This is a genomic window from Solibacillus isronensis, assembly GCF_900168685.1.
Taxonomy (GTDB): domain Bacteria; phylum Bacillota; class Bacilli; order Bacillales_A; family Planococcaceae; genus Solibacillus; species Solibacillus isronensis_A.
This window is the reverse complement of record NZ_FVZN01000012.1, coordinates 12206-38463: the sequence shown is the minus strand read 5'-3', so window position 1 is coordinate 38463 and position 26258 is coordinate 12206. Positions and strand designations below refer to the sequence as shown.

At 34.1% G+C, this 26258-nt stretch carries 27 protein-coding genes and 2 pseudogenes; 23 read left to right on the top strand and 6 right to left on the bottom strand.

Translation table 11 applies throughout. The features are described 5' to 3' along the window. Nucleotides 1-37: 37 nt before the first annotated feature. The 5 genes and pseudogenes from B5473_RS21045 to B5473_RS05155 all read left to right on the top strand — a co-directional run. A pseudogene (locus tag B5473_RS21045) lies at nt 38-121 on the top strand (MLS leader peptide); the annotation flags it as partial. A gap of 48 nt (nt 122-169) precedes the next feature. Next, on the top strand, nt 170-253 hold the full coding sequence (locus tag B5473_RS05170; RefSeq protein ID WP_001814874.1) for a 23S rRNA methyltransferase attenuation leader peptide: 84 nt from the start codon (nt 170-172) through the stop codon (nt 251-253). A 124-nt stretch (nt 254-377) separates the two neighbouring features. Then, nucleotides 378-1115 carry a 23S rRNA (adenine(2058)-N(6))-methyltransferase Erm(B) gene (gene erm(B) / locus B5473_RS05165; protein WP_001038790.1) on the top strand — a complete coding sequence of 246 codons (738 nt, stop codon included), beginning with the start codon at nt 378-380 and terminating at the stop codon, nt 1113-1115. Nucleotides 1116-1469: 354 nt separating this feature from the next. Continuing rightward, a complete protein-coding gene (locus B5473_RS05160; protein WP_000576156.1) occupies nt 1470-2024 on the top strand; it encodes a recombinase family protein in 555 nt (184 codons plus the stop codon). A 3-nt stretch (nt 2025-2027) separates the two neighbouring features. Next, on the top strand, nt 2028-4313 hold the full coding sequence (locus tag B5473_RS05155; protein ID WP_439848467.1) for a Tn3 family transposase: 2286 nt from the start codon (nt 2028-2030) through the stop codon (nt 4311-4313). Nucleotides 4314-4422: 109 nt separating this feature from the next. On the opposite strand, the gene thyX is transcribed toward B5473_RS05155, so the two are convergent. The 5 genes from thyX to B5473_RS05130 all read right to left on the bottom strand — a co-directional run bounded on the left by thyX (nt 4423) and on the right by B5473_RS05130 (nt 9435). Then, complete coding sequence (gene thyX, locus B5473_RS05150) at nt 4423-5118, bottom strand: FAD-dependent thymidylate synthase (protein WP_059040594.1); 696 nt, start codon at nt 5116-5118, stop codon at nt 4423-4425. Between the two features lie 86 nt (nt 5119-5204). Then, nucleotides 5205-5702 carry a DfrD/DfrG/DfrK family trimethoprim-resistant dihydrofolate reductase gene (gene dfr / locus B5473_RS05145; protein WP_059040595.1) on the bottom strand — a complete coding sequence of 166 codons (498 nt, stop codon included), beginning with the start codon at nt 5700-5702 and terminating at the stop codon, nt 5205-5207. 232 nt (nt 5703-5934) lie between these two features. After that, complete coding sequence (locus B5473_RS05140) at nt 5935-6318, bottom strand: DUF6262 family protein (RefSeq protein WP_059040596.1); 384 nt, start codon at nt 6316-6318, stop codon at nt 5935-5937. Then, nucleotides 6311-8347 carry a tyrosine-type recombinase/integrase gene (locus B5473_RS05135; protein WP_079523970.1) on the bottom strand — a complete coding sequence of 679 codons (2037 nt, stop codon included), beginning with the start codon at nt 8345-8347 and terminating at the stop codon, nt 6311-6313. The genes B5473_RS05140 and B5473_RS05135 overlap by 8 nt, the downstream gene beginning before the upstream one ends. Continuing rightward, on the bottom strand, nt 8347-9435 hold the full coding sequence (locus B5473_RS05130) for a tyrosine-type recombinase/integrase (RefSeq protein WP_254865247.1): 1089 nt from the start codon (nt 9433-9435) through the stop codon (nt 8347-8349). The genes B5473_RS05135 and B5473_RS05130 overlap by 1 nt, the downstream gene beginning before the upstream one ends. A 140-nt stretch (nt 9436-9575) precedes the next feature. Here B5473_RS05130 and B5473_RS05125 point away from each other — a divergent pair. Next, nucleotides 9576-10277: pseudogene (locus B5473_RS05125) on the top strand (Tn3 family transposase); the annotation flags it as partial. Here B5473_RS05125 and B5473_RS05120 read toward each other — a convergent pair. After that, nucleotides 10254-11138: a hypothetical protein gene (locus B5473_RS05120; RefSeq protein ID WP_079523968.1), complete on the bottom strand. Its 885-nt coding sequence runs from the start codon at nt 11136-11138 to the stop codon at nt 10254-10256. The pseudogene B5473_RS05125 and the gene B5473_RS05120 sit on opposite strands and share 24 nt — an antisense overlap. A 235-nt stretch (nt 11139-11373) precedes the next feature. Here B5473_RS05120 and cas5c point away from each other — a divergent pair, with 235 nt between their 5' ends. The 17 genes from cas5c (at nt 11374) to B5473_RS05040 (ending at nt 26248) form a co-directional block, all read left to right on the top strand. After that, complete coding sequence (gene cas5c, locus B5473_RS05115; protein ID WP_079523967.1) at nt 11374-12102, top strand: type I-C CRISPR-associated protein Cas5c; 729 nt, start codon at nt 11374-11376, stop codon at nt 12100-12102. Next, a complete protein-coding gene (gene cas8c / locus B5473_RS05110) occupies nt 12103-13953 on the top strand; it encodes a type I-C CRISPR-associated protein Cas8c/Csd1 (RefSeq protein WP_079523966.1) in 1851 nt (616 codons plus the stop codon). Between the two features lies 1 nt (nt 13954). Beyond that, nucleotides 13955-14809 (top strand): type I-C CRISPR-associated protein Cas7/Csd2, encoded by an 855-nt coding sequence (cas7c, locus tag B5473_RS05105; RefSeq protein WP_079523965.1) that lies wholly within the window; start codon nt 13955-13957, stop codon nt 14807-14809. Nucleotides 14810-15222: 413 nt separating this feature from the next. Further along, complete coding sequence (locus B5473_RS05100) at nt 15223-15588, top strand: hypothetical protein (RefSeq protein WP_176142019.1); 366 nt, start codon at nt 15223-15225, stop codon at nt 15586-15588. A gap of 166 nt (nt 15589-15754) precedes the next feature. Beyond that, nucleotides 15755-15922, top strand: coding sequence for a hypothetical protein (locus tag B5473_RS20600; RefSeq protein ID WP_176142018.1), 168 nt, complete (start codon nt 15755-15757; stop codon nt 15920-15922). A 467-nt stretch (nt 15923-16389) separates the two neighbouring features. Continuing rightward, complete coding sequence (holA, locus tag B5473_RS05095; protein ID WP_079523963.1) at nt 16390-17286, top strand: DNA polymerase III subunit delta; 897 nt, start codon at nt 16390-16392, stop codon at nt 17284-17286. 14 nt (nt 17287-17300) lie between these two features. After that, nucleotides 17301-18185, top strand: a complete 885-nt coding sequence (locus B5473_RS05090; RefSeq protein ID WP_079523962.1) for a hypothetical protein — start codon at nt 17301-17303, stop codon at nt 18183-18185. 87 nt (nt 18186-18272) lie between these two features. After that, nucleotides 18273-18875: a hypothetical protein gene (locus B5473_RS05085; RefSeq protein WP_079523961.1), complete on the top strand. Its 603-nt coding sequence runs from the start codon at nt 18273-18275 to the stop codon at nt 18873-18875. A 226-nt stretch (nt 18876-19101) separates the two neighbouring features. Beyond that, nucleotides 19102-20904 (top strand): hypothetical protein, encoded by a 1803-nt coding sequence (locus B5473_RS05080; protein WP_079523960.1) that lies wholly within the window; start codon nt 19102-19104, stop codon nt 20902-20904. Between the two features lie 169 nt (nt 20905-21073). Next, nucleotides 21074-21862 (top strand): hypothetical protein, encoded by a 789-nt coding sequence (locus B5473_RS05075; protein ID WP_079523959.1) that lies wholly within the window; start codon nt 21074-21076, stop codon nt 21860-21862. A gap of 280 nt (nt 21863-22142) precedes the next feature. Continuing rightward, a complete protein-coding gene (locus B5473_RS05070) occupies nt 22143-22409 on the top strand; it encodes a hypothetical protein (protein ID WP_079523958.1) in 267 nt (88 codons plus the stop codon). A 603-nt stretch (nt 22410-23012) separates the two neighbouring features. After that, nucleotides 23013-23213: a DUF2187 family protein gene (locus B5473_RS05065; protein WP_079523957.1), complete on the top strand. Its 201-nt coding sequence runs from the start codon at nt 23013-23015 to the stop codon at nt 23211-23213. A 12-nt stretch (nt 23214-23225) separates the two neighbouring features. Continuing rightward, nucleotides 23226-23708, top strand: a complete 483-nt coding sequence (locus B5473_RS05060) for a hypothetical protein (RefSeq protein ID WP_065217365.1) — start codon at nt 23226-23228, stop codon at nt 23706-23708. Next, entirely contained in the window at nt 23693-24055 is a 363-nt protein-coding gene (locus B5473_RS05055) for a hypothetical protein (protein ID WP_065217364.1), read from the top strand. The genes B5473_RS05060 and B5473_RS05055 overlap by 16 nt, the downstream gene beginning before the upstream one ends. Before the next feature lie 600 nt (nt 24056-24655). Continuing rightward, a complete protein-coding gene (locus B5473_RS05050) occupies nt 24656-25072 on the top strand; it encodes a hypothetical protein (protein ID WP_079523956.1) in 417 nt (138 codons plus the stop codon). A gap of 12 nt (nt 25073-25084) precedes the next feature. Then, complete coding sequence (locus B5473_RS05045) at nt 25085-25546, top strand: hypothetical protein (RefSeq protein WP_079523955.1); 462 nt, start codon at nt 25085-25087, stop codon at nt 25544-25546. Nucleotides 25547-25582: 36 nt separating this feature from the next. Then, a complete protein-coding gene (locus B5473_RS05040) occupies nt 25583-26248 on the top strand; it encodes a hypothetical protein (protein ID WP_079523954.1) in 666 nt (221 codons plus the stop codon). Nucleotides 26249-26258 lie beyond the last annotated feature (10 nt).

Genomic DNA, 26258 nt, shown 5'->3' with positions numbered 1-26258 from the left:
TGTCCGAGAGTGATTGGTCATGCGTATGGTTAACCCTAAAGTTATGGAAATAAGACTTAGAAGCAAACTTAAGAGTGTGTTGATAGTGCATTATCTTAAAATTTTGTATAATAGGAATTGAAGTTAAATTAGATGCTAAAAATTTGTAATTAAGAAGGAGGGATTCGTCATGTTGGTATTCCAAATGCGTAATGTAGATAAAACATCTACTGTTTTGAAACAGACTAAAAACAGTGATTACGCAGATAAATAAATACGTTAGATTAATTCCTACCAGTGACTAATCTTATGACTTTTTAAACAGATAACTAAAATTACAAACAAATCGTTTAACTTCTGTATTTATTTATAGATGTAATCACTTCAGGAGTGATTACATGAACAAAAATATAAAATATTCTCAAAACTTTTTAACGAGTGAAAAAGTACTCAACCAAATAATAAAACAATTGAATTTAAAAGAAACCGATACCGTTTACGAAATTGGAACAGGTAAAGGGCATTTAACGACGAAACTGGCTAAAATAAGTAAACAGGTAACGTCTATTGAATTAGACAGTCATCTATTCAACTTATCGTCAGAAAAATTAAAACTGAACATTCGTGTCACTTTAATTCACCAAGATATTCTACAGTTTCAATTCCCTAACAAACAGAGGTATAAAATTGTTGGGAATATTCCTTACCATTTAAGCACACAAATTATTAAAAAAGTGGTTTTTGAAAGCCATGCGTCTGACATCTATCTGATTGTTGAAGAAGGATTCTACAAGCGTACCTTGGATATTCACCGAACACTAGGGTTGCTCTTGCACACTCAAGTCTCGATTCAGCAATTGCTTAAGCTGCCAGCGGAATGCTTTCATCCTAAACCAAAAGTAAACAGTGTCTTAATAAAACTTACCCGCCATACCACAGATGTTCCAGATAAATATTGGAAGCTATATACGTACTTTGTTTCAAAATGGGTCAATCGAGAATATCGTCAACTGTTTACTAAAAATCAGTTTCATCAAGCAATGAAACACGCCAAAGTAAACAATTTAAGTACCGTTACTTATGAGCAAGTATTGTCTATTTTTAATAGTTATCTATTATTTAACGGGAGGAAATAATTCTATGAGTCGCTTTTGTAAATTTGGAAAGTTACACGTTACTAAAGGGAATGTAGATAAATTATTAGGTATACTACTGACAGCTTCCAAGGAGCTAAAGAGGTCCGTAGCGCCTACGGGGAATTTGTATCGATAAGGAATAGATTTAAAAATTTCGCTGTTATTTTGTACAATAAGGATAAATTTGAATGGTACCATAAACGACCGTTTATGGTACCTTTTCATTTTCCTGCTTTTTCTAAATGTTTTTTAAGTAAATCAAGTACCAAAATCCGTTCCTTTTTCATAGTTCCTATATAGTTATACTTAATGAGTTATGGTACATTTAAATTATAAAATTAAGGAGGTTTTTTTATGATTTTTGGCTATGCTCGAGTGAGTACGGATGATCAAAATCTTAGTTTACAAATTGATGCACTTACTCATTATGGAATTGATAAATTATTTCAAGAAAAAGTAACTGGTGCGAAAAAAGACCGACCGCAATTAGAAGAAATGATCAACCTACTACGTGAAGGAGATTCTGTTGTCATTTACAAGTTAGATCGAATTTCACGATCAACTAAACATTTGATTGAACTTTCTGAATTATTTGAAGAACTTAGTGTCAATTTTATATCTATTCAAGATAACGTAGATACTTCAACGTCTATGGGAAGATTCTTTTTCCGAGTTATGGCTAGTTTAGCAGAACTGGAACGGGATATTATTATTGAACGAACTAACTCTGGTCTTAAGGCAGCCAGAGTCCGAGGAAAAAAAGGGGGCCGTCCAAGTAAAGGTAAGCTATCAATTGATTTAGCTTTAAAAATGTATGACAGCAAAGAGTATTCTATTCGTCAAATTCTTGATGCCTCTAAATTAAGCAAAACAACCTTTTACCGTTACCTCAATAAAAGGAATGCTTAAGATATGGCTATGAAAAGAATTTTAACTACTTCACAGCGTGAACAACTTCTTTCTGTAGACCACTTATCAGAAGAGGATTTTAAAGCGTATTTTAGTTTTTCTGATTATGATCTGGAGGTTATTAATCAACACCGTGGAAAGGTCAATAAACTAGGATTTGCGATACAACTTTGTTTGGCCCGGTATCCTGGGTGTTCTTTAAGTAATTGGCCGATTAAATCAACCAGACTAACTTCATATGTGAGTCGACAGCTCCATCTTGATGCAATTGATTTAAATTCATATGATCATAGAAATACACGTGCAAATCACTTCAACGAGATCTTAGAAGTATTCAACTATCATCGATTCGGTAGTGCTAATACACAAAAACAGTTAATAGAATATTTAATTGAACTAGCTTTAGAAAATGATGACTCTATCTATCTAATGAAAAAAACAATTGATTTCTTAACTCGAAAAAGAATTATTTTTCCATCTATAGCTACACTTGAAGACATTATAAGCCGCTGTCGAGATAAAGCAGAAAACAACTTATTTTCAATATTGCTCTGTTCATTAACAGATATACAAATTGAAAAACTAGAGAGTTTGTTTCAAATTTATGAAGAGACGAAAATAACTAAACTCGCTTGGCTAAAAGACATTCCAGGTAAGGCAAATCCAGAAAGCTTTATGAGTATTTGTAAAAAAGTGGAAGTGATTGCTTCCATGGGACTCGGGACAATTAATGTCTCCCATATTAATCGGAACAGGTTTCTTCAGCTAGCTAGACTAGGGGAAAATTATGATGCATATGACTTCTCCCGTTTTGAGCTTGAAAAAAGATACTCTTTACTTATTGCTTTTTTAGTCAATCATCATCAATATCTGATCGATCAACTGATTGAGATTAATGACCGCATTTTAGCAAGTATTAAACGCAAAGGGACACGTGATTCACAAGAACAGTTAAAAGAAAAAGGAAAATTGGCTACTAAAAAATTGGAACATTATGCTTCTTTAATTGATGCTCTTCACTTTGCAAAAGATAATGATAGTAATCCTTTTGACGAAATTGAACGAATCATGCCTTGGGAAGATTTAGTACAAGATGGAGAAGAAGCTAAAAAAATTACAGGTAATAAAAATCATGGCTATTTAGAAATGGTTCGAAATAAAGCTAATTACCTCCGAAGATACACGCCAATGTTATTGAGGACCCTTTCGTTCAAAGCAACTCCGGCAGCAAATCCAGTCCTCATGGCCCTAACTCAACTAACTGATTTACACAATAGTGGTAAAAGAAAAATACCGGCAGATACTTCTACTGATTTTGTGAGTAAAAAATGGAAAAGCCTTGTTCGGCCAGAAGAGGGGAAAATAGATCGGTCTTACTATGAGTTAGTAGCTTTCACCGAGCTAAAGAACAATATTCGATCAGGAGATATTTCAGTTGAAGGAAGTATGATCCATCGAAATATTGATGATTACTTAGTTGATTTATCTGCTTGTATTGATTCAGAAACTATTCCAGACACGTTTGAGGACTATTTAAAGGATCGGGAAATAATTTTAGATTTACAGCTTCAATTTTATTCGACAGTTGATAAGAGAATTTCAAGAGCAAACCTTAAAAAGTTGGAAAAAGTTACACCTAGCGAAGCAGAAATATATAGAAAAAAACTTTATTCAATAATTCCTAAGATAAGGCTTAGTGATCTTTTAATTGAGGTGGACAGTTGGACCAACTTTTCACAAGAATTTAGTCATGATTCTACAGGGAAACCGCCGAGTGAACAAGAAAGAAAAATTATTTTTGCTGCTTTGCTGGGTTTAGGGATGAATATTGGTCTTGAAAAAATGGCCCAATCAACTCCTGGAATTTCTTATTCTCAGTTAGCCAATGCCAAACAATGGCGCTTTTATAAAGAAGCTCTGACTCGTGCTCAATCTGTTTTGGTTAATTATCAGTTAAAGCTTCCTGTTGCAGACTTTTGGGGTGAAGGAAAAACCACTGCTTCAGACGGAATGCGCGTCCCAGTGGGCGTCTCAGCTCTAAAATCCGATGTTAATCCACATTACAAAAGTATGGAAAAAGGAGCTACAATGATTCGATCAATAAATGATAGGCATACGACTCATCATATCGAGGTTGCTTCAACTAATACAAGGGAAGCTACTCATACCCTTGATGGCCTACTTTATCATGAAACAGATCTAGATATTGAGGAACATTTTACTGATACAAATGGTTATCAATACCTTTTTATAAAAAAGTTAGAATTTAATTGTGTTCTTTCATTATAGACATGTATTTAAAGAATGATTAAAAATGACTAACGACTCAAAGTCGTTAGCCATCATCTTCCATTAAAGCACTTAAATAAATGGAATTAACAAGAACCATCCTTACTTTTTAGTTATATTTGAGGAGAGCGTCAAGGGACAATGGAAACTTCTCATGTGCTAATTCCTGCACAGCTTCAGCAAGAACTCTAATTTCGTATTGGGCATCCTCTGGGAGTCTTAAATTCAAGAAATGGGCTACACCTTGAAGAGAACCAGTCCAATAATATCTCACAAACATAGAGTAAGCAGGAAGAAATAATCGAGCTTGTTCTGGAGCCACACCAGCTTCCATGGCTTCTTCATAAAGGCGTTCACCTTCAGCAATATGCTCTTCAAGCTTCTTTGTAAAAACTCCTCCAGATAATTCACTTAAATTCTCGCCAGAGCCTTGTTTTGAATTTGCTGGTTTCGATCTCCACTCATTAGCATTAGGTATGTAAAACTCTGGTTCTTCAGTAATATAACGACGAGAAGATTCATTCCAAGCAACGAATGGGTCCTGAAATCCAGAACCAATGATATGCTTCCAATGTTGTCTTGCGACGTAAAGAGGGACGTAAACTTCAAATTGAAGTGAAGTGTGTCTGAATGGACTTGTGTGACCTTCACGAGCGAGAAAGTCAATGAGTCCCTTATCTTTATCGTCAAGAACGTCCTTTTTCTTGTTATAAGAAACACGAGCTGAATTTGTAACAGATAAGTCGGAACCCATGTAGTCTTGTAAGATCACATATCCACCATTTAAAATGTCAATTTTTTTCATTTTCCAAACCTCTCTCTAACCAAAAATTATTGTTGCTTAATATTTTAATCATTTTTTAAAAGTTTTACTTAAAATCTCTGAAACTGTTAGCTTAATAAATTTATTCTTTTATAAACATGAAAATAGTAGTTATATGGGTTTTTTTCATTCATAATTCCTTTTTCAACAGATTCTTCTTTCCATTCATCAAAATTAACTTCAGGAAAAAATGTGTCTCCCTCGAATTCATGATGAATTCTTGTTATATACATTTTTTCAACATAAGGTAAGAACAAACTATAAATCTGTTCTCCACCGAAAATAAAAATCTCTTCTTCATCTTTACATAACTCAAAAACATCTATAATTGAATGGGCAATTTCACATCCATCAAAATTAAAACCTTTATCTCGTGTCAGAATAATATTCCTTCTGCCAGGTAAAGCTATTCCGATAGACTCAATGTTCTTTCTACCTAATATAATTGAATGTCCATTTGTAGTATCTTTAACATACTTCCAATCATTCGGAATTCTCCAAGGAATGTCATTCTCTTTACCAATTACTCTATTCTTATCCATCGCAACAATTAAAGAAATCTTCATATATACTCAGCCTTTTTTAACTATTTTACCTTGCAATTTTTTATTTCTATTGAAATTTCTTTTTCCACTAAATGACCCTATATTTTAAGTACAATCTTTCAAAATCTCTTCGATATTTTAACATAAATATTCATGAATCCGATGTCATTGTACAAAAAAGACATTCAACATTTTTATGGCTTCGTCATATTACAAGAAAAAAATCAACAGGGAAAGGAAAAAGAGTGGGAACTTAAATATCCTCATACATTTTCCCATATTGAATTTTCAATTGTTCTTTAATTTCTTTATTTTCCTTTTCTAAATGCTTGACTCGCTTCCGTAAGGAAGCGATAATTACATCTTTTGATGCGTCACTCATATTCCTTTTAACTTGCTTTATTGAGGGGAGACCCTCTTGTTGTTTGCGAAGTGTTTCGATTCGATCTCGGAGTTTTGTATTTCTGTATAGAAATGCCTTTGAAACCCCTGATTCTGCAGATATAGAGTTAAAATTGATTTTCATTTGTTTTTTTATCATCTTTTTGATCGCTTCTTCAACTTTTTGAATGGACTTTTCCGTTTTCAACTTCGCATATTTTATAATACCTTCAGTATTTGGGGTTTCATTAGACATTTTGCATCACCTTCTCACGTTCATCTCCAACATACTCACGTCTAGTTTTATCTAAACCAAAGATTCCACCAGTATGTAGTAAACCATTTGCTAATTCTTTATATCTTTTTAATTTGGGTTCAATTAACTCAATGGAACGTAACCTTCCGGATTTTTTGTATACTTCAATATCAGCTTCCATTTTAGATATCTGTTCTTGATAATAGTCGAGAAAAGTCTTGTCAACGTGAAAACTTCGGCAGTTGTTTTTAATACATGGTGGTTCCAATGTCTGTTCAAGAAAATCACAATGAAGTTTTGGGCTTTTTACACAAAACCCATGATCTAAACGAATGGAGTCCATGTTGTGACGTATCCACTCCAGTTCAACTCCATTTTCTTTAGCCTGTTGAGCTAAATCAGCGACAATAACTTCTCCACGTGTATCTAATCTTACTGCGCCATTATCTCGAGCCTTTTCCCATTCATCACGGAGTGTCTGGTCATGAATTTGGGCATAGACTAATGTCATTTCAGGACTGGCATGTGCCATCAATTTTTGAACATGAAGGATATTCATTCCGTTATTAATCAAATTAACACCGTAACGGTGTCGAAATGCATGATTTTTAAACCAATAAATTTCTCCATCCTTGTCCTTAATATTACATCTGTTAGCTAGTTTATTAAGGTTCAGCTTTATGGAATCCTGCGATATGGGATTACCCATCCTTTTCCCTTTAAGTACTGGAAACAAATATTTCTTAGGGTTCGTGTCTAAAGAGGATCTCTTTTTTGTAATTTCTTGCTGCACCAAGACAACATTAGCAATTTCTTCTGAAATAGGAACTTTATGATTTTTATAACTTACTTTTCTTTGATCTCCGATAATCCACCAGCCATCTTCTTGTTTTACTAAGCAGTCAATTATAAGTGATAAAACGTCACTAATTCGAAAACCTGTAGCTTCCATTAGAAGAATTATAGGTATATGATCTGAGGAAAGTTGGTTAATATGGCAAACTAACTGTTCCCATACTTCATCCGGAATATATTTAATTTCATCAGCCTTTGCTCTTTTCTTTTTAGGAATATCCTCAATTGACAATAGTGAAATAACTGACTTTATCGGAGCTTCTTCCCATTCGAATTTTTGTATGTATGAGATAAACGTTTTAAGGTCTATTAAAAAACGATTTACATAATTGTGATCTGGATTAATTAAATATTTTCCTTTTTTAATAGTAGAATGTCGCAAGTATTCAATATACTCCTCAATATCCATTCTAGATAGCTGATTTAATTCTTTCCACTCAGGATATTTCTCCTTCAAAAAGGTGAAGAAAAACAAAAGTCTATTTAAATAACATATTGCTGTAGAAAAGCTAATGGATTGCTGAACAACTAGGCGAGTCTTTATATATTTTTTAAATAATTGTCTATAAGGTTGCGGAATTTTCGAAAAGTCTAATGAATATCTACTGATTGTATTGTTATAATTAATCTTCAAATTTCGTACATCCCAACAATCCTTATCTGTTTCTTCTCGTTCGTCATAAAAGTAATAATAAAAATCATAAACTTGAAGAAATAGTCTAATATACAATGATGGTTGAACTGTTGGTGACATCCACGGTGATGACTTTTTCCGGTGTACAATCTCAACTGATTTTCCTTTCTCTACAAGAAATGTTCGATACTCTATTAGAAACTTTTCTTTCGGAATATCAATAATAGAATCTAAATCAGCATAATATCGAGAGATGAATTCTGTAAAAACTTTAAGACATGGAGAATAATGCATAAAAGCATAGATAATCGAGATCCTTGTCTCCTGTAACCCCTTATAAAAATAATATTTTAATTCATTTTTTAATCTAAGATTGTGTACCTTATCAAAAATCAATTTTCTATTCCAATCATAATGTTTATCCAAAAAGGGACATTCTTGTACATCCCACACATCATTTGCCCAATATCCAAGTAATGGTTCATTTATCTGTTCCAAATGATGGGGAAGGGGTTTTATTTTGAATGTGTTCTGTATCATTATTTATCTCTTCTTCCCATTTTTTTATTTGAATGAGCTTGTTCCCAGCTTTCACGTATGGTTTCATCGGATGCATGGATATAAGTCTGTATGGTTGTTTGAACGTGTGCATGCCCTAATAACCTCTGTATGATGGCAATATCAACTCCTGCTGCGTGTAACTCTGTGGCATATGTATGCCGGAGCATATGAGGGGTAAAATCTATTCCTGTTTTTTTCTTCATCCGTTTAATTAAAGAACGTACAGAACCATCAGTCATTGGTTTACCACGATTTGGTCCAGTTAAGGTGATAAAAACATAATTGCTATCAATTTCGTAAGAATGATAGTCTATTAGATAATCTTGAAAGAGATTCATAGTCTCAATAGACACATAAACTTTTCGTTTTTCTCCATCTGGTGTTTTGGATTTCCTCACCGTAACAGCGTTTTTACCTATATCAAAATCCTCTACCCACAAAGAAAGGGCCTCTCCAATCCGTAATCCTCCTTCATATAATATACGGAATAATAATTCATCCCGTATATTGCTGCACGCATCATGGATCACTTGGATTTGATTTTTACTCAAAGTTTTGATTAAACGCTTTGGTTCCTTAATCTTTAAAATGTTTTTATCATAAGAATTCCCTTTTGTAATGTGATGAAGGAAAGGTTTGAAAGTCTTAAAACGCCCTGGGGCTTGCTTTATTAATTGATCATTTAAATTCCCCCCGTAATCCTCATTACGAGTCAAATAGTCATAGAACCCTATGACACACGTTATGATGGTATTGACCGTTTTTTCTGATCGTTTCGCTAAGGTTGCTTCAAAATAAATGACTTTTGTAGATTGATCAGGGATTCTCAGCCAACCGATGAATTGAGCTAAAATATCAAGGTTTACTTCTTGATATTCTAATCTACACTCCTCTAGGAATTGAAAGTAAAGCTTTAGATGGTAACAGTATGACTTTAGTGTGTTTTCAGCTTTTCCAATGTTATCTAAATACTTTATATACTTTGCAACTGAAGTAACTGGATGCCCTCCATTGTCAATTAACAGATATCTTTTCTTCTCATGAATGAGAACTTCTTGTACTTTCAAAATTTCCCCCCATGTCTAAAATCATTTCGTTAGATACTATATATCCATAAAATTCATAGTACATATAATGAATCTATAAGGAAATAAAAAAGAAGTAGTTGATAACATGAGATACGTTAATTACTACTTCTAATACTAGTACAATTAAAGCCGGTTACACAGACCAAATATTCGGATTGACCCACTTATTAGGATTTAAATTTGCTCCAAGAATAAGAGATATATCGGACTCAAAATTATTTACGATAGATAAAGCAAGTGAGTATCCAAAACTAGAAGCTATTTTACGTGGACAAATAAATACAAAGGTCATTGGAGAAAATTATGAGGATGTTTTACGATTAGCCCATTCAATAAGAGAAGGAACAGTCTCAGCATCCCTTATTATGGGGAAACTAGGTTCCTATTCAAGACAAAACAGCTTAGCTACAGCCTTACGTGAGATGGGCCGAATAGAAAAAACGATTTTTATTTTGAATTATATATCGGATGAATCGCTAAGAAGAAAAATACAAAGAGGATTGAATAAAGGGGAAGCCATGAATGGGCTGGCAAGAGCTATTTTCTTCGGAAAACAAGGTGAGCTTAGGGAACGAACGATACAACATCAATTGCAAAGGGCCAGTGCCTTAAACATAATTATCAATGCCATTAGTATCTGGAATACCCTACATCTAACCAAAGCAGTTGAATATCAAAAACAATCTGGTAGTTTTAATGAAGAATTATTGCACCATATGTCGCCTCTAGGTTGGGAACATATTAATTTGCTAGGAGAATATCATTTTAATTCCGAGAAAATGGTCTCGTTAGATTCTTTAAGACCATTGACCTTTTCTTAACGTTGTTAAAAATTGGGGAATCGTCTTGAAAATGTGCTTAGCGTTGTAAATCCGCATTTTCCTGACGCTACCCCAATTTAGAGAATGGTCGTATTCAGGATCAAATATGCTCTTTGCATAAATAGAGGGAGCCTCACTAAGATCTACTATTCGTAGTTCTTTTTTTGCAAAATGGCCATAAACTATCTTGTCATCAATTTTTGGGCAAATTTCTTCTTTACACGTAGACTTATCAACAGAACCATAGAAGTATGAGATGCCAGCTGGGTTCATCCTGAAAGATTTAGAAAGATTTCGGGGCGGAGGGCCACAGACTTCCTGCATAGTGTTTAATTGACTCAACATTTGGTCTGGATTTGAACGTGCTCGCCAAATAAGCGTACCAATAGGTATTAAAGATTCCATTTGTTTAAGAAATTTTTTAAAGGTATCAAGCATATATTCACAGGAAACTCGAATATCAAAAAATCGATTTACATGCTTAACGAGATATTTGAATTCAGCCCAATGATACCGAAAATGATTATTATCACGATCAACATAAAATTCATCAATTTTTACGATTTCCGCATCCCCACCTTCCCACTCATCATAACCGCCCTGAGCAATTTCACGTTGTGATGGCCCGCTACATGTGAATAAGTCTTGAATTAGACCAGGTATATTTCCTGTGTCATCTAAATCTACAGAGAATATATCCTCATCATATCGCAGAACATCCTCTATTGATGTAGCCACCCCAAGAACATGGTATGGTACATAATCCGTCGTCGCATTTTTATAGACTAATCCAAGTTCTTCGCGGATTAACTCACCTATTATATCGATATCAGATACATAGGCATCTTCATGTTCGTCCATATTGCAGTAGGTCAAATGTCAATTTCATTTTGTTCCTTAATGACTGCTTTTATAAATTTATTGTTGAAACAATAAATACAACATTTCAAAACAATCAACTCCCCGTTATAAATAAATCGATTAAACCTTAATAAATAAAGTGGTACTTTTCTAATATTTCCCTCCAATTCAATTATTGAGTAAAATAAAGTATGATATTAGGTAATAATTATTAAAGGAGGTTCGGATTCCCATTATGTTAAATAACCCCAAACCCTTACCGACCATAGACTTTGTTGTACACGGTAAAAACGCTCTTTTCACCGAGCCTTTTTCTAAAAATGGTGGAGAAAAAACAACCGCGCTTATTCCAACTTATGATGCAATGCGCGGAATAGCTGAATCAATATACTGGAAGCCATCTATTAAAATCGTTATCGAAAAAGTGCGTGTTATGAACAATATTCAAACCTGTTCCAAAGGGATGCTGACAAAAAATCAAAATGGCTCAAAGGGCCTTTTTAATTACACTTACTTACAAGATGTGGCTTATCAAGTAAAGGTGCGACTTGAGCCAAATCTAGCTAGACCTGATTTAAAAGCGGATCAAATTATGAAAAAGCACAATGAAATTTTTAAACGTGCGGTAAAAAAAGGCGGAAGGTTCGATGTGTTTTTAGGAACTCGTGACTGTATCGCATATGTTGAGCCTTGTGTTTTTGGAGAAGGGGAAAGCTACTACGATACGAGCGACATACTTGACTTCGGTTTAATGGTACATAGTATTAATTATCCTGACAGTTCTACGGACAAGTCTTTTTATACACGTTTTTGGAATGCACAAATGACTGATGGGGTTATCCATTTTCCTAGTCCTGAAGAATGTATCGTTAAGCGTCCCTTAACAACAAAAGAATATTCGTTCACACCAATTAACATAAAATCCGCAGATGAAGAGTTAAACGGGTTAGAGGGTGGTGAATAAATGAGCTTTTTATTTAAAACGCTTTTGGAAACTTATAATGCTAACCAAGAAATTGTAGGGAAGATCCAATATAAGCGTAATGGCATGGAATATATGCTTTTACCAGTATCACATTCCACACAAATCGCAGCAATAGAAGTGACAATTGCGTTAGATGGTACATTCCATTCAGCAGAAGTAGTCACGGAAAATAACAATACGGTCATTCCCGTTACAGAAGAGTCTTCTAACCGTACTGCGAATATAACACCACACCCGTTACACGACAAACTTATGTATGTTGCAGGTGATTTCCTTCTATATACCGGTGACGCTAAAAAAGCAAAAGGTTTTCCCCTATATATAGAGGCATTGGCTAAGTGGGTGGAATTTCCTTTCGCAAATAGTGAAGTAACAGCCTTGTATAATTACTTGTCTAAAGGAAGATTGATCGAGGATTTAGTACAATCAAAAGTCATTCTATTATCGGATGACAATAAAATTCAGAATAAGTGGACCGGTGCTCGTAATGAAAAACCACCGATATTTTCTAATGTAGCAGCTCCTTCTGATAGTTTTGTTCGTTTCCGGTTTATTGATGAAGATGGGGAAATTACAAATCCCTGGGAATCAGAAAAACTCATTCAAAATTTTATAGATTATAGTCAGTCACAACTAACTGATTTGGATGTCTGCTACATCACAGGTGAGTATGCTCCTACAAGTAATATACAACCATCTAAAATTCGTTCCGGTGGCGATAAAGCGAAATTAATTTCAGTAAACTCAGCGAATCCTTTAGGATATTTGGGACGCTTTACGGATAGCAAGGACAACTTCGCAATTAGCTTTGAAGCCTCTCAGAAGGCTCACAACGCCCTCAAATGGCTCATAATTAAACAAGGGTTCATAATTGATGGTCGGACGTTTCTAATATGGAATAAACAAGCAAATTCAGCTATTAATCTATTTGAATTTATCTGGAGTAATAAATCACAAGAACAAGTCATGGAATTAATAGATGACATTTCAATGGTTGATAATTACTTTGTCTTAATATTAGACTCTCAAATAATCGGTAGATTAAGCGTTCTTTCTTTCAAGCAATTCAAGGGGTCTGAGTTACACGCTAATTTAATGAAATGGTTCCATTACTGCAGCTGGCTTTTACCAAACATTTATAATGAAGAATCGGGAAAGTTCGAAAGAGAAATGGGCACACCATCCTTAAAAAGCATTATTAATCATGTGTACGTTAGGAGTGTCGCCGCAAATAATGACACACTTTACAAGTCTTATATACGGGACTTTTTAGAACAAATACTTAACGGTAAAGAACTGCCGCGCACGTTGATTAATCCTGCCTTTAATAAAATAAAAAATCGTCATTCATACTCAAGTTTCGAATGGAATAAAGAATTGGCTATATTCTGCTCACTATTAAACTACCAGGCAAAAGGAGAAATCGATTTGGCACTAGATCACACTAATCAGGATAGAAGTTATTTATACGGCCGCCTATTAGCAGTTGCAGAGGTTTTAGAATATGCCACTTATAAAAACAACGAATATCGAGAAACCAATGCTGAACGGCTCACATCACAATTAGCGATAAAGCCTGCAGTTACATGGGAAATTTTAAAGCAAAGGATTCAACCTTACGAAAGAAAGCTGGGGAAATACAATGCACGCTATCAAAAAGTACTAAATGAAATTATGGCGCTTTTTAATATGGAAGATTTTATTTCATCTAGACCATTAGAGCCGCAATATTTATTGGGCTATTATCAACAAAAGCATGCACTATACCAAAAGAATGAAGTTGCTAAAAAACTGACGAACAAACCACACTTGTATAAAAGGGGAAATTAAGATGAATAAAAAAGACTTTGCGATTGTATTCACTGTGAAGAATGCCAATCCTAACGGAGATCCGAATAATGGAAACCGCCCTCGTACAACTTACTCAGGACTTGGGGAAATTACAGATGTTTCTTTAAAACGAAAAATACGCAACCGCTTATTGGATAATGGTTTATCCATCTTTGTACAATCCGATTCAAAAACTGTTGACGAATTTACCAGCTTAAAAGATCGTATGGCCAATGTAGAGGAATTAAAAAAAGCTGTGACAAAAGAAGACTATTCAAAAATTGCATGCTCTAAATTTTTCGATATTCGAGCTTTTGGTCAAGTTATTTCTTTTAAAGGAGAAGATGCAGACGGAAAAAAAACAAAAGGGCTTTCCATCGGCATCCGCGGTCCAGTCTCAATTCAAAATGCTTATTCAGTTTCACCAGTTTCTATAACAACCAATAAAATTACTAAATCCGTCAATTTGGAAACAAAAGAGGACGGGGGACTAAGTGCCGATCGTATGGGAGACAAACATTCCGTAGATTTTGGTTTATATGTAGCCTATGGCAGTATTAATGCTTATTTAGCAGAAGATACGAATTTTACAGAAGAAGATTGCAATGAAATTAAAAAAGTGCTGCCATCCATATTTGAGAACGACAGTTCCACAGCACGTCCCGAAGGTTCTATGGAAGTTGTGAATGTGTATTGGTGGGAACACGAAAATAAAAGTGGACAATATTCATCAGCTAAAGTGCATCGTTCATTAAAAGTTAAAGAATTATCCGCATCGCCCCAATCCATCGAGGATTACAATATAACTGTGGAACCCCTTCAAAATCTGAAAGTCGAAGTCCTGGAAGGGTTCTAATTTCTTAGTGCGAATCAGGAGCTCACATAATTATGTTGGACGTTTCGCACTTCCTGACCAATTATAAATAGCGGTTAGATATGGCTTTCTGATTAACCCTAATCTAATGCGTTGATATTTTTCTGTCATTTTTAATAGCTTATTTTGCAAAATGACAGTCACGTTCCGTTTGGAGCGTATGGGTTGAAATTTATTGGATATAGAAGAAGTGGGAGTCATCACGTTCCGTTTGGAGCGTATGGGTTGAAATTTATTGGATATAGAAGAAGTGGGAGTCATCACGTTCCGTTTGGAACGTGGCGGTTGTATACAATTAGTGTATAATGAGTGACCCCTAAAAAAATTCCAATATAAAAAGTAAGGTGGAATTTTCAGAAATGTTAGGTATAACCTATGTTTCATTATTAAGATGGATGAATAACAGTTTTCGACCCAACCGAAGAAATGTATTAGAGTTAATGTATAAATTGAATCAGACTTTATATAACGCAGTTTGCAATTTTGAATCATTTAAGCTAAATATTAGTGAGATTGAGGCGAATAATCTAAAAAAGAGAGTTAGTAAACTTGCATTCAAGCTAAGATTATTGGAAGTAGTAGAAAATAATGAACCGAAAAGTTTATCTATAATCGCTAAGGAAAATGGTTATGACGCAAAATATGCTCTAAGACATTTTCCGGAGGTATCTTTTAAGATACAAGAGAATTATTTGGGCTCTATGGAAAGAAACAGTAAAGAAAGTGGAAGTAGAAAAAATTCTAAAACAAGCCCTTATTAGAGATGTACCTATAAGCCTTACAAAGTTATTAGAAGAATCTAATATTACAGCAAGGGTAGCAAGATTATATGAACCAGAATTATGTAAAAAAGTTAGTGCCAGAAATAAAGCGTAATTAAGTGAACAAAAAGAAAATCGGATTAAAAATATTCTTGAAAGAGTTCGATTGGCTGCTAATGAATTACATCAAGATGGTATTTTTCCTAGCAAATCTCGTATAAATAATAAAATTGGGAGAATAGTCTTTTTAGAGACTGAGATTCGTCAAGAATGGAAAGGAATAGTTGAAGAGTTAGGTTATGATATTAACAGGTATAAAAAGAATAAACCATAACATTTCCTAAAGTAAAAAAATAAATCATAAAGCTTCCTAAAGCCCCTTTTTTAGTATAAAGAAAGGGGCTTTTTTATTTAGATTTAAATTTTTAATAGGGTAATGAAGTATAAAAGTGCTTGAAACCGTTGAGGCTCTAAGTGTGGAAAGCTTATGGTTTACTATGTTGAAATTATATGGTTTACGTCACAATTGAAGGGTATACAGCCCGCCGCCGCGAACGTAAGTATTAAAATCCTTGAAACTACTTGATATTAGCCATTTTTGAAGGTAATATTAATGTATTGCTATTAACACTTATTAATTTTTAATTTTCTATTATCCAATCATAGATTGGAGAGTTATTTTTGAAAGCACTTTTTAGAGTGATATTTTAAGACGGGATAAATCTGTCTAAATACACTCCTGAAAAGTGCTTTTTTGTTTCTTAATAGCAATAAACCATTTTTTAAGGAGAGATATTGATTATGAAAGTTTATTTAGTGTATGGTGAGGAACAGTTTTTACTAGACGAGTATATTGAAGGATTGAAGCCAGCAGATACAGACAGTATTGAAAAATACGATGTGCGTGAAATGGATATGAATGAAATCATTTTCAATTGCTCACAAGGATCTCTATTTTCGTTTGGTGAGAAGTTTATCATCCTCAATGATGTTTATTTCTTAGGAACTGAAAAAGCTCCTGAAAAGGCGACAGAGGCGTTACAAGAATTCTTACAAAGTGATGCGGAAATGACAGTTGTATTAAAATGTCCTTTCAAACTGGACAAACGTAAGAAGGTTGTTAAAACGCTATTAAAAGAAGCTACATGTTTTGAAGGTAAACCAATGTATAATACTGCGGGCTGGATTAACAAACGTGCTTCATCAAAAGGATTAAATCTAACGTCGGATGCGGTTAAGAAGATTAGTGGTACATACAGCAATCTATACATGATTGAAAATGAGCTAAATAAGTACAAATCGTACTTCGGTTCATTATCTGTAAATGCGGCTGCTCTCGAAAACATCATGACTCCAACATTAGAAACAGATATTTTTAAACTGATTGATTCAGTAGTAGATCGTAGCTATCGTGCAATTGAGCAATTAAAGGACTTAACGCTAAATGGGAACGATGAAATTAAAATTAACCTATTAATTAGCTGGCAGTTACGCGTAATTGAACAGGTTTTACTTGGTAACAAGTCGATTGACGTTCATTCGTTCGTTCTATCGAAAGCACGTGAGCAAGCTGAGGCATATGAGCTATCAGAAGTATCACGAATGCAGAAGGAAGTTACTGAGTTAGATATAGCTATGAAGCGCGGTGAAGTGGATAAAGCAATCGCTTTAGAAACGATGATACTCGGTTGGCTGTAAGGAGGGCATTTTGTATGAACAACTTACAAGCACCGAACATTCAACACCAATCCAATACTGCTGTATTTCTAGTAGATGTTAAATGTAAATCATGTGAAGCCATTACACGTGCGGCTGACATTGTTTTTGGGACTGATAATGCTATTTGTTTCGAAAACATCATCAATGCGACTTACGATTGTTCAGGTTGTCAGAAACAGCAACCGTATACAGTTGAAGACATTGTCCGAGCCAACCGCGCTGGAACGATGGCCGATCACTTCATTGAATCATTCCCCACAAAGAATATAGACCCTTTGCATACAGGTTTATGGGTAAACACTCATACAAATAAAATGCTCTTTGTACAGGACAGCGTACCAACGTTCAGTAATGTACAAAACGCATTATTTATCCCCTTAGCAAATGAACTCGACATTATCGAGCTTACCTATCAGCTGGCATATGACTTGAATAACAATCCTTGTGTACCAGAAGTTGTACAACAGCTTTTAAAACAATGGAATGCGATTCATCCGTTTATGCTAACGCCTGACGAACTTATTCGACCAGGAGCCATTTTCGACGTGTGCCAATTGACGATAGAGAAATCTCTACCGAAACTAACAGCACACCGAACATTCCTCGGCAGTAAGCTCAACCGCAAAGCCTACTTTTTAGATAACGACAACCTCAATTTACTAACAGACCCACACATTTTCAATAAAAGTATACCTGTTACATTAAACAGCGTTTGTAAGATGATATTTCATGGAGGCAAAAGCCTGCATCTATTTGTCGTGACTCAATCAAGTGAGCCATACCTTTTAGGGAAATACATTGAAGCAAAGTGGGATGAGGAAACGAATATTTGCACGCCTTTGGCTATTTACGATGAAGCACCTAGCTTTATGGATTAATCGGCACGTGCCCCAATAATGACAAAACAGACAATACAAAAATACGACTTAACGCGGCACCGCCGCTTTTTCAGGAGGAAACCAATTATGAAACAATTTTTTAAAGTAGAAATCCAATCAACAAAAGACCAAGATATGCACGCAGCAGCGGAATTAACGTTCACTTATAAGGATTACCGTAGCTCATTTACTGTTTGGTTAGAAGATGAATACTTTGATAATGACGACAACAACTTCGCAACAAATGTATTTCTTTCAGCTGTTCCAACAGAACGCCAATATGGTGATCCAAACTTTGATAACCTGGTTCAAATTAGCATTGACGAACTTTTCCTTAACCATGGGGGAATTTCAGCTCTAATTCGTGAAAGTGTTGATCAAGAGAAGGATTTTCATATTGAAGTACCATTAACTGAAATGGCCTTTGATTTAGAATACATTTTATTCGATGAAATTATAGTCGCGTTATTAAATCAACAATATGATAAAGACCGTTACAAACAACTTGTAGGGTACTTAGCAGATTTAATTACGTACAACCCTGAGCTTTCAATTGAAGGTGTTGACTATGTAGCAAATATGCTACGTAATAAAATACCGGAATTTGGGGTAGATTTATTCGAGCGAAACAATTTTGAGAAAGTAATTTCAGCTTTGACGACAGCCGAAATTCAAAAACGATATGCTTAATTAATAGCATACAAAAAAGAAGCCGATCCGCATAAGCGCGGTTTGGCTTCTTTTTGTTATGTATTACTTCACTATTAGGTGTTGAATAAAGTGGTTTTTATGCTATAACTGCTTTTTTCAAATATAGTATCTAATACATTTATATTTATATATAATAAAATTGTAAATTGTGTTATATTTTACAATTTTCAATAATTAATTATGTATTAGAATAGAGGCAATTACAATGTCGGTTGATTTTGAAGTTCGAAAAACTCTTAGTAATTTAATAATAGAATCTAGCAAATCACCAGAAGATGAAGTACTAACGGTGTCTAAAGAAAAACAACTCGCGTTTCAAAGTGTAAGAGATGTGATAAATTCAGTGGCACATCTAAAGAAAACGGCTATATCAAATTTAACAAATTGCCCTTGTTGTCATCATTTAACTGAATGTATTTACGAATTTGAGGGGAACTTTTATTGCTCAGATGAATGTGTAAAAGAAACAGTATTAGGAAATAAAGTTTCTGCCTTATGTAAATATACAGGACTTAGTATTGATGAAGTAAAGTTAACAATTGATAAGAATAAGTGGACTTTAGATACTTTGGCAGGGCAGATTGATATATACAATTCCGCTAAATATCAAGGATCTTATGTACCTACAGCTACCATTACAGCATTTAAAAATGCTGGTATTTACGATAAATTATACACGAACTTAGCAAAATACAATACGTTTCAAAGTGTTAGAGATGTGATAAATTCAGCGGCACATCAAAAGAAAACGGCTAAATCAAATTTAACAAATTGCCCTTGTTGTCATCATTTAACTGAATGTACTTACGAATTTGAAGGGAACATTTATTGTTCAGATGAATGTGTAAAAGAAACAATGATATTGGTCAATAAAGTTTCTACCTTATGTCATTATACAGGACTTAGTATTGATGAAGTAAAGTTGACAATTGATAAGAATAATTGGACTTTAGATACTTTTGCAGAGCAAGTTGATATATACAATTCCGCAAAATATCAAGGTTCTTATGTACCTACTGCGACCGTTACAGCATTTAAAAATGCTGGTATTTACGATAAATTATACACAAACTTAGCAAAATACAATACAATGCGTGGCGGAACAGGCGGGTTTAAGGGGTTTGTTTTTGAAGAATTACATGCTGCAAAGGCAACACTTTCAGGAACACCTACTAAGGTTTTATCTAATAATAGTATTGCAGATTTTTTAATTATAAATTCTGATGGTACTAAGGTATTAGGACAAGCAAAAGCTGGTTATAAAAACACTTATATTGATTTCACTAAATATCAAGGACAAACTATGGTTGTTGACAAAGGAAATACTCAATTAATACAACGAGCTAAATCTGCCGGATTAGAATTAATTGAATCAGATGTAAGTTTAAATCAAACCACACGTTTAGCAGATATTATGAAACTAGAAAGCAAAATTCTTGGTACATCTAATGCTAAAATCACATCCAAAATATATTCATTAAATCAAGCAGGTCTTTCATCTGCGCGAACAGGTGGGGCAGCGGGTGCTGGTTTCAGTATTGGAACCAATATCGTTGAAGTTTTTTCTGGAGATAAAGATTTATCCGAAGCAGGTGTCGCTATTACTCGCGATACAGCGGTTGCTACAGCTTCAAGTTATGCCATTGGCGCATTAGCAAGTACATCCGTTGGCGCTGTCGTGACTGGAACTGTTGCCACAGCTGCTACTACTGTTGGTACAGCAATTGGCAGTACTGCTATTGGCAGTTCTATAATGGTTGGTGCAGGAACCATCACTGGAGTTGCGACTACTGCTACTGCCGCTGCTACTACAGCTGCTACTGGTGTTGTAACTGCCGCTGCGACTGCTGCTGCTGGAACAGCTATTGGTAGTACAGCTGTTGGTGGAGCAGCAATTGCCGGAGCCGTTGCTGTAGGATCAGCGGCAGTTGCGGCAGCACCAATAGTTCTAGGAGCGGCAGCTATTGGTGGAGCCTTTGCTTTAGGAAAGAAAATTTTAGGTAGATAAGATATATTGTACTAAATCATTTATAACATTATCAGGTTCATAATCCTGTAGCTTTGAAATAAAGTTTGAGCAAAAACACTTCGTAAATATCTTATTTTACGGTAAAAAAGAAGAATTTAAATTGAACAACAAAGATTGTTCAATTTACTTTGCTAGGAGGAAATTTATAATGAAAAAAAATTCTAAAGATGAAGTTTTACCTATTGAAAATGATGTTTCTAGAATTAAGAAGGGCTATGAAGAATCACTAAAAGAAATTGAAGTGTCAGCAGCTGATAAAAAAAACCTTTTATTGGATAGTATTTCGAATGTAATAAAAGGAGAGATAAAAGAAAAGGCTCCTTTATTTAAATATTATTTTAAAGCTCAAGAAGAATATAGTAGAAACATTGAAGAACAAAAGCAGATTGAAGTATTTAATGAATTATTCAGTAGAGTTGATGACCTCGCAGAATTTAAAGAAAAACTACAGATAATGCTAACCGAAGATCAATATGGCCTTATGTTATTTAACAAATACAAGCGTATATCAGAAAGTACACCATTTGTAGAAGAGGGAATTAAGATTTTATCTTACACGTTAGAAAAATTAGTTAATGACGATTTCAAAAATAAGTTCTCACAGCATAATTATTTCTTAGAAATAATAGATAAATTATCTATTCAAGCATTAATATTACTAATTGATCACAAAAATTGGCCCGAACAAATTCAATTGAATTCAAGTGGCCGATATGTGTTAGGTCAAGCAATTGTTGAAGATTGGTATGCTCACTATGCAATGGAATACAATACGAAAAGTGGAAGACAACTTGATGTGATGTTACTTGAATTAGCTGTTCGTGAACTATATTCAAATGGACTTTTCACTATCTATCAAGATGGAGCAAATCATTCAGTCGCATTAACCATTCAAGGTGCATCCCTATTAACTTATATTTCTGAAGAAGATAAATAAAACCTCCATAAAAAACGTCATACTGCTATTAAAAAACGAATATCAGCAAGTGAATACATAATTTGCTATACAGCACAAAAGATATTTGTTACAATACCTGTATATTATTATTCGCTTATTTTTACTTTTAAATTTCACCCATCTCACAGGGAAGGGTATTTTTTAGCACTTACTGATTAAGTGTAACAACCGAAACTCTTTAAAGGGATTCGTCTGTTCGCATTTATCAGTAGGTGCTTTTTTGCGTTTAATGATAAATAAAAACTCGGAGTGATTATTTATGAAATCGACATCTATTGAAAAATTTAGAGAGTACCAAAAAAACAACAAAGGACGTAGACGCAGCCAAGTTTCACCGGTTATTTCTTCACAATCGGACAAAGCAACACATTTTGAAATTGGCGGCAACTTATACGAAATTTCTGTTGGTGGTTTTACAAAAGCTATTACACATGGCATTTTACTGTTAGTAGGTGGTTTAGCAGTGTTTACATTACTATTCCTAGCTGTTTTCTTCTTTGCTCAATTAGTTAAAGGCAATCTGTAATATCTAATTTTAGACAAACGACAAACGACAATTATTTTTAAGGTGGATTTAATTTAATACTTTTTCGGCTAAAAACAAAGGTTTTAACACTATATCTACAGGGGATTTATTTAGTAATCACAATCCGACACTGGCAACGAAGTCCGTTCGGGTTGATATTGGACCTAATAATGTTCGCGACTATAAAGCATTATTAGTTCGATTAGCGTTTCCAAAAGCCAATCTGGTGAATTGGTGCGCACCCATCAGAAAGCATTTGGGAAAACAATCGTAATCTGTTCAATGATTCTATACAATGTGCTTATCTCTTAATGGCGTTATCCGGCATTAAGTGTTAGGCTTCCTTGTAGAGTGGATTCAATCTTTTAGCTAAACAACAACCATTACTTTTTGAAATAAGCGACGAGTGTTCCTAGCTCGCCGCTTATTTTATTTACAAACGATATAGAGATTTTCGAGTTGAACATAGGACTGAAAAAACACCTGCAATCTAAAAGATTACAAGTGCATTTCAGGATTTAGGCTTATGGCCTCTATATATATCAACTTGGCTAAGTTTCTATATTTATATTATATATCAAATATGAAAGAGGGCAATGAAACATGGCAAAAAATAAAGCGGTAGAAGGTTCAAAAGTGAGATGGTATGACGCTAAACGTGAGGAGACATTAGAAGGACAAATTATAAAGTTCTACACTAACTCCGCGTTAATCGATCTTACTACTATGCAGGATTATGACAGATTCGGGCTTGGCACATTTACAGTCGTATCGAAAAAACGCCTTGAAGTCACTCAAGGGTAGGGGTACGAGTATATGTTGGTAACGCAAGAATATGTGACGACACGACACTTACACAATCATACGGTATCTACAAAAGGTTTTGCCCCGTTTGATTGCTATATTGAAAATGACACACCAATTTACTTTACTCTGGACCAGCTAAAAGAGTTGATTCCTTATTTCAACCACAATAATGCAGAATATAATGTAGCGATTAATGAAGAATTAAATATCATACATATTCAGCATTTAAACAGACTTGGTTCCCCAATGGATGTAATCAGCCCTATTGAAGCGGTCGATGAAATGACGCAACAGGGTTTACAAGTATTTGAGTTGGATTTTGGTTGGAAATTAATTGATCCCTATAATACAGCTGTATACAAGTGCGCGGTTATGGTACAAATAGCAAAACACCTGATTCAAGAGAATCAGGCGGATACTTTTGCAGGGGCATCAATTGACGACTTAAAAAGTTGGAATCCATACAATACGATGAAATGTATGCTGACTTAGTTGCACTTGAAACAGCTCGCCCGGAGTTCATCACTGAAATGTCGCCAACACAACGTATTGTGACGGCCATGAATGGGGATTTACAAAAGGTGAAGCACATCACGCCAATGTTATCACTTAAAAAGACAACGGATGCTGCTGGTATTCATGACTTCTTAAAACACGCACCCAATGAGCCGGTGATCCTTCAACGGAAAGAAGATGGATTAACCATCGTTGGCTCTTATGACAATCACCGCGCATATGAATATGTGACGCGTGGTAATGGTGAAATAGGAGAAAGTTGCATGAGTGCATGTTCTCAAATTAGCAACTGCCTCAAACAATCAGCTTCCCTAACAAATTAACATTACGTTTTGAGGTTGTCGTTCCTTTCGAGGGCGTCATTAGTAGTTTGTATTAGTCGCACATAAAGTCCATGAATCCCATTAAACGTTGATGTAACAATGTTTGAGGGGATTTGCTATGTGAGAACGTTTATTCGAGTAATCGTTAAAAAAAGAGAAAAAGTAAAACTACACTACACAAATACTACACTTTTACGACTTTTGGTGTCTTATTAAAAAATGTTGATGTTGATTGGAATTGTATAATATTTAATATTGTCTAAGTTAAAAATACCCATATTAATAAAATAAACTGTACTTAGAGTTAAGCGAGGTAAATTAAATTCATAAAAGAAAAAATGCAAAGAAGTGTTTCGTGAAAAAAATACCCACATTTTTTCGAAAGGTTAGGGTATGATAATTACAATACAAGTCATACATAATTATGACTCCCCATATATTACATTGAAGTTTAGGAAGTGGGGAAACTTATTTCGTTGACGCAAGCAAAAAAATATTATTGAGAAATTGAGCAATTTGTTTATTTCCAAACATAAGTGGAATAATGTATTATGTAATTAGGGAATATAAATTAATGTTGGGAAGTATGGAGGTATTTGTATGCCTTATGTGACAAATTTTATTTTTAAGCATTTAGAAAAGGAAACAGACAAAGGTTCAAAGATGCTACAAGTGATATTTTTAGATTCGTTTCCTAATAAGTATTCATTTAACGTTCAATTTACTATGGTATTTAAAAATAACTTTGTGAACCAAAATGGGTATTTAGAAATTTATAGACCAGATAAAACTTTGTTAAGTAAATCTGCATCTTTTATTGTTAGCGCTTCTGAGGAACTTAGTGAAGAAGAGAAACAACATGAAGATATTGAAGCTTTAACGGGTGTTGCTTACGAGTTAACTTTCAAGGATATTGCTTTTGAAAGACCTGGAGTTTATGTGGTTAAAATATTATGTAATGAAAAATCAGTAGCTGAGTTTGGAATTACAGTTGCATCAAAAGAATCTACATATTAAGGAGAGGATATTATGGTTTTTCAACATCAAGGTACAGCAATGTTTAATGTATTAATTGTTGGTACAGCTGCTTGTATTGCCCCTATGCCAGTTGTTCAAGCCGATTACTCTGTTGACTTAGGTCTATATAAGCATCTAAGCGATGAAAAGAGCGAATCCAGTATGGTATATGGTACATGGGTTGAATGCGAAAAAATAATTCCTTCCTTTAAAACTAAAAATATAGAAAAAATTGAAGTTAAATCTATTAGTTTGAATGAAGAAATTATTATATTTAATGATGATTATGAGGGCTCAGTTATCAATTCTGACTTTAATAAGATAGGTTTAGATATTGTAGAAGAGGCAAATTTAAAGTCTATTGATGAAGAAATACTCTTCTTTGACGAAGGACCTATAGAAATTATAGAAGATGAAGATTCTATAAATAGAGGAACTAGTGCTTTTCCTAAAGATTACCGATATTTATCGTGAAGTTAATTGTTCAAAGTATCAAAGGGGTTGTTTTAATTGTCGTATCCATGGTATAAAAGTCGCTCAAATCAAGATAAAATATCTCAAGGTGATATTATTTTAGGTTTAGTTGTTCCAGCCCCGCAATTTGACGCAGAAAGTCAAAGTTTAATGAAAACTGCATATAAAAGAAAAAATGTAATTGTTATGACGCAAGCTTGTGATTTAGAACAAGAAAAAGTAGACTTTGTTAAAGTATGTGAATTAGTACCATTAAATAGTTACATTGAGAATGAATTAATATTAAGCGTTCTTGACTCAAGAAAACAAGGGATTGAAGATTTAGCGGATATTGATAAATCACCGATTCATATAGATTATAATAAAAAGAGAAAATCAATTGATAAGTTACTAAACAAACTTCGGTCAGGCGGTTTTTTAGATTTGTATCTATTAAATGAGGAAAATCAAATTGGAATAATGGATGCACATATTGTTAACTTAAGAAAAGAATATATTTTACCTTATAAGTCTCTTAAAAGTTTTATAGAGAAGAATAATAAAGAGCGTCTGAGTTTACAACCACCCTACAGAGAGCATTTAAATCAAGCCTATGTAAATTTATATAGTAGAATTGGCTTGCCTCAAGATATAAAGGTGGAGAAATTTAATTTACAATATAACAATGACTTTAAATATGATAATTGGAAAAATCTATTATAACTTTTACACC

What these genes read in the sequence shown, in the direction of transcription:
- B5473_RS05170 (WP_001814874.1), top strand. Translation starts at nt 170, where the DNA reads ATGTTGGTATTCCAAATGCGTAATGTAGATAAAACATCTACTGTTTTG.
- B5473_RS05160 (WP_000576156.1), top strand. Translation starts at nt 1,470, where the DNA reads ATGATTTTTGGCTATGCTCGAGTGAGTACGGATGATCAAAATCTTAGT.
- B5473_RS05155 (WP_439848467.1), top strand. Translation starts at nt 2,028, where the DNA reads ATGGCTATGAAAAGAATTTTAACTACTTCACAGCGTGAACAACTTCTT.
- thyX (WP_059040594.1), bottom strand. Translation starts at nt 5,118, where the DNA reads ATGAAAAAAATTGACATTTTAAATGGTGGATATGTGATCTTACAAGAC.
- dfr (WP_059040595.1), bottom strand. Translation starts at nt 5,702, where the DNA reads ATGAAGATTTCTTTAATTGTTGCGATGGATAAGAATAGAGTAATTGGT.
- B5473_RS05140 (WP_059040596.1), bottom strand. Translation starts at nt 6,318, where the DNA reads ATGTCTAATGAAACCCCAAATACTGAAGGTATTATAAAATATGCGAAG.
- B5473_RS05135 (WP_079523970.1), bottom strand. Translation starts at nt 8,347, where the DNA reads ATGATACAGAACACATTCAAAATAAAACCCCTTCCCCATCATTTGGAA.
- B5473_RS05120 (WP_079523968.1), bottom strand. Translation starts at nt 11,138, where the DNA reads ATGGACGAACATGAAGATGCCTATGTATCTGATATCGATATAATAGGT.
- cas5c (WP_079523967.1), top strand. Translation starts at nt 11,374, where the DNA reads ATGTTAAATAACCCCAAACCCTTACCGACCATAGACTTTGTTGTACAC.
- cas8c (WP_079523966.1), top strand. Translation starts at nt 12,103, where the DNA reads ATGAGCTTTTTATTTAAAACGCTTTTGGAAACTTATAATGCTAACCAA.
- cas7c (WP_079523965.1), top strand. Translation starts at nt 13,955, where the DNA reads ATGAATAAAAAAGACTTTGCGATTGTATTCACTGTGAAGAATGCCAAT.
- B5473_RS05100 (WP_176142019.1), top strand. Translation starts at nt 15,223, where the DNA reads ATGAATAACAGTTTTCGACCCAACCGAAGAAATGTATTAGAGTTAATG.
- holA (WP_079523963.1), top strand. Translation starts at nt 16,390, where the DNA reads ATGAAAGTTTATTTAGTGTATGGTGAGGAACAGTTTTTACTAGACGAG.
- B5473_RS05090 (WP_079523962.1), top strand. Translation starts at nt 17,301, where the DNA reads ATGAACAACTTACAAGCACCGAACATTCAACACCAATCCAATACTGCT.
- B5473_RS05085 (WP_079523961.1), top strand. Translation starts at nt 18,273, where the DNA reads ATGAAACAATTTTTTAAAGTAGAAATCCAATCAACAAAAGACCAAGAT.
- B5473_RS05080 (WP_079523960.1), top strand. Translation starts at nt 19,102, where the DNA reads ATGTCGGTTGATTTTGAAGTTCGAAAAACTCTTAGTAATTTAATAATA.
- B5473_RS05075 (WP_079523959.1), top strand. Translation starts at nt 21,074, where the DNA reads ATGAAAAAAAATTCTAAAGATGAAGTTTTACCTATTGAAAATGATGTT.
- B5473_RS05070 (WP_079523958.1), top strand. Translation starts at nt 22,143, where the DNA reads ATGAAATCGACATCTATTGAAAAATTTAGAGAGTACCAAAAAAACAAC.
- B5473_RS05065 (WP_079523957.1), top strand. Translation starts at nt 23,013, where the DNA reads ATGGCAAAAAATAAAGCGGTAGAAGGTTCAAAAGTGAGATGGTATGAC.
- B5473_RS05060 (WP_065217365.1), top strand. Translation starts at nt 23,226, where the DNA reads ATGTTGGTAACGCAAGAATATGTGACGACACGACACTTACACAATCAT.
- B5473_RS05055 (WP_065217364.1), top strand. Translation starts at nt 23,693, where the DNA reads ATGTATGCTGACTTAGTTGCACTTGAAACAGCTCGCCCGGAGTTCATC.
- B5473_RS05050 (WP_079523956.1), top strand. Translation starts at nt 24,656, where the DNA reads ATGCCTTATGTGACAAATTTTATTTTTAAGCATTTAGAAAAGGAAACA.
- B5473_RS05045 (WP_079523955.1), top strand. Translation starts at nt 25,085, where the DNA reads ATGGTTTTTCAACATCAAGGTACAGCAATGTTTAATGTATTAATTGTT.